Consider the following 2211-nt stretch of genomic DNA (forward strand, 5'->3'; position numbering starts at 1 on the left):
CTGTCAACGCTTCTTGAACTCTGACCCCGTGTGGGTCTTTGAAAGTTGACCCCTCAGAGGTTGTTGTCAGTTGTGGTCGGGGTTCTGTTGCTGGTCGCGTAGCAGGTTGCGGCGTTGGCGGGTGCGGTAGGAGTCGCCGGTGAGGGTGAGGACTTCGGCGTGGTGGACCAGGCGGTCGATCATGGCCGCGGCGACGACGTCGTCGGAGAAGGTCTCGCCCCAGCGGCCGAAGGGCAGGTTGCTGGTGACCATGACGGATCCCTGTTCATAGCGTGAGGCGATGAGCTGGAAGAACAGGTTCGCGGCGTCCTGGTCGAACGGGATGTAGCCGACCTCGTCAATAATGATCAGCTTGTAACGGCGGATCTTCTTGAGCTCGATCTCGAGCCGGTTCTGGTGGTGTGCCGCGGTCAGGCGGGCGATCCAGTTGCTGGCGGTGTCGAACAGCACCGAGTAGCCGGCCTGGGTGGCTTTGACCCCGAGTCCGATCGCGAGGTGGGTTTTCCCGATGCCGGGCGGGCCAAGCAGGATCACGTTCTCTGCCTTGGCGACGAACGTGCTCGTCGACAAGTGCGCCAGGACGTCTCGGCGCAGCGAGGGAAGGTGGTCGAGGTTGAAGTCCTCCAGGGTTTTGACCGCCGGGAAGTGCGCGGTGCGGATCCGCATCACCGTGCCTTTCGACTCGCGGTCGGCGACCTGGCGCTGCAGCAGCGCGGCCAGGTATTCCTCGTGCGACCAGTTCTCGTCACGGGCCTGGGCCGCGAGTGGTTCCCAGAACGCCCCGATGGTTGAGGTTTTGAGCACCCTGGTCAGGTAGGCGATCTGGGAGGGCAGCCCGTCCTTCGGCTTGAGCGCCGAGGCCGCAGGCTTGGTTGTGCTCACGTGTTGCTCGCTTTCCTTGGTGGTGCGGTGAAATCGACGCCGAACAAGGCGTCGTAGTCAGGCAGGGCTCGCATGGCGACGACGTGTCCGTCGGTGTGGCGGCGGGTCTGCCCGGCGGCCTCGCGGCGCGCTCGTTCCGCCGTGAAGTTCTTGCGCAGCAAGGCCGCGGCGGCCTGATGGTCGGGATCGGTGATCACGGCCTGCTTGGCCCAGCACCGTTCGTGCCGGGCGACGAGCTGGCTGTCGCAGAACACCACCACCTCCGTCAGCGAGGCGGTGACGTCGACGAATCGGCCGATCGCCCGCGGGTCGACGGAGTAGTCGACGGTGTCGACCCGGACGTAGTAGTCCCGGCCGAGCCGGACCCTCAGCTTGAGCCCGATCGGCGGGGCGACCGGCGGCAACGGCAGCATCGCCAGGTAGTCGGTCTCCAGCAACACGTCCGGCCGGCCCTGGATAGACCGGACCGTCCGGCTGTTCGCCCGGACCAGCCACTCGTCGAGCTGGGTGTTGAAGTCCGCCGGCGAGACGAACACACGGCCCGGCAGGAACGAGGTCTCCAGGAACTGGTTGTTGCGTTCGACCAAGCCCTTGAACTCTGGATCCCGCGGCGGGGCGAGCACGATCTTCGTGGCCAGCGTCCCGGCGAACGCCGCCGCCGAAGTGCTGACCCGCCCGGTCCCGCCGATCGCGGATTCCCGGTCCCAGACGAGCTTCTTGGTGACCCTCCCGATTCCGCCGATCAGCTGCCACATCCCCGACAAGATGTCGCCGGCCTGCCGCGACGGGATCATCGTCGCGGTCAGGAACCGCGAGAACCCGAGCGTCATCACCAGCACCGGCAACACACGCTCCTGACCCGCCGCGACCGGAATCCGTGTCTCCGGGAACCACAAGTCGCACTGCGTGATCTGGCCGGGCTCGTAAACCACCCGGTCGACCGGGTCGACCCCGGCATACTCCGGCCGCAACTGCGTCAGCCGCTTCTTCAACGGCGACATCGAATACGGCCAGCCGATCCGCTGCGCGATCACCGGCCCCGGCATCCGCGGCCACTCCGCCAGCAACGCCCTGATCTGCGGCTCGAACGCATCCGCGACACAACCCCGCGAGATCCTCTTGTACTGCGGAGGCCCGTCCGACCTCAGCGCCGCCCGGACCGTGTTCCGCGCGATCCCCAGCCGCCGGGCGATCTCCTTGATCGGCACACCCTCAGCCCGATGCAACCGGCGGATCTCCGCCCAGTCCTCCACGTTCAGCACCCTCCTACCTTCAGAGGGGTCAACCTTCAGAGAGCCGCTGGGGGTCAGTTTTCACGAAGCGTCGACA

The 2211-nt window shown here is 66.5% G+C and carries 2 protein-coding genes; both read right to left on the reverse strand.

The window, feature by feature from the left end; all coding sequences use genetic code 11:
• Positions 1-66 precede the first annotated feature (66 nt).
• Entirely contained in the window at positions 67-882 is an 816-nt protein-coding gene (gene istB / locus AB0M24_RS48105) for an IS21-like element helper ATPase IstB (RefSeq protein ID WP_363782009.1), read from the reverse strand.
• Positions 879-2144, reverse strand: coding sequence for an IS21 family transposase (gene istA / locus AB0M24_RS48110; RefSeq protein ID WP_363782011.1), 1266 nt, complete (start codon positions 2142-2144; stop codon positions 879-881). Before istA ends, istB begins: the two co-directional genes overlap by 4 nt.
• Positions 2145-2211: the final 67 nt, after the last annotated feature.

The sequence above is a fragment of the Lentzea sp. NPDC051838 genome, from assembly GCF_040681245.1.
Classification (GTDB): domain Bacteria; phylum Actinomycetota; class Actinomycetes; order Mycobacteriales; family Pseudonocardiaceae; genus Lentzea.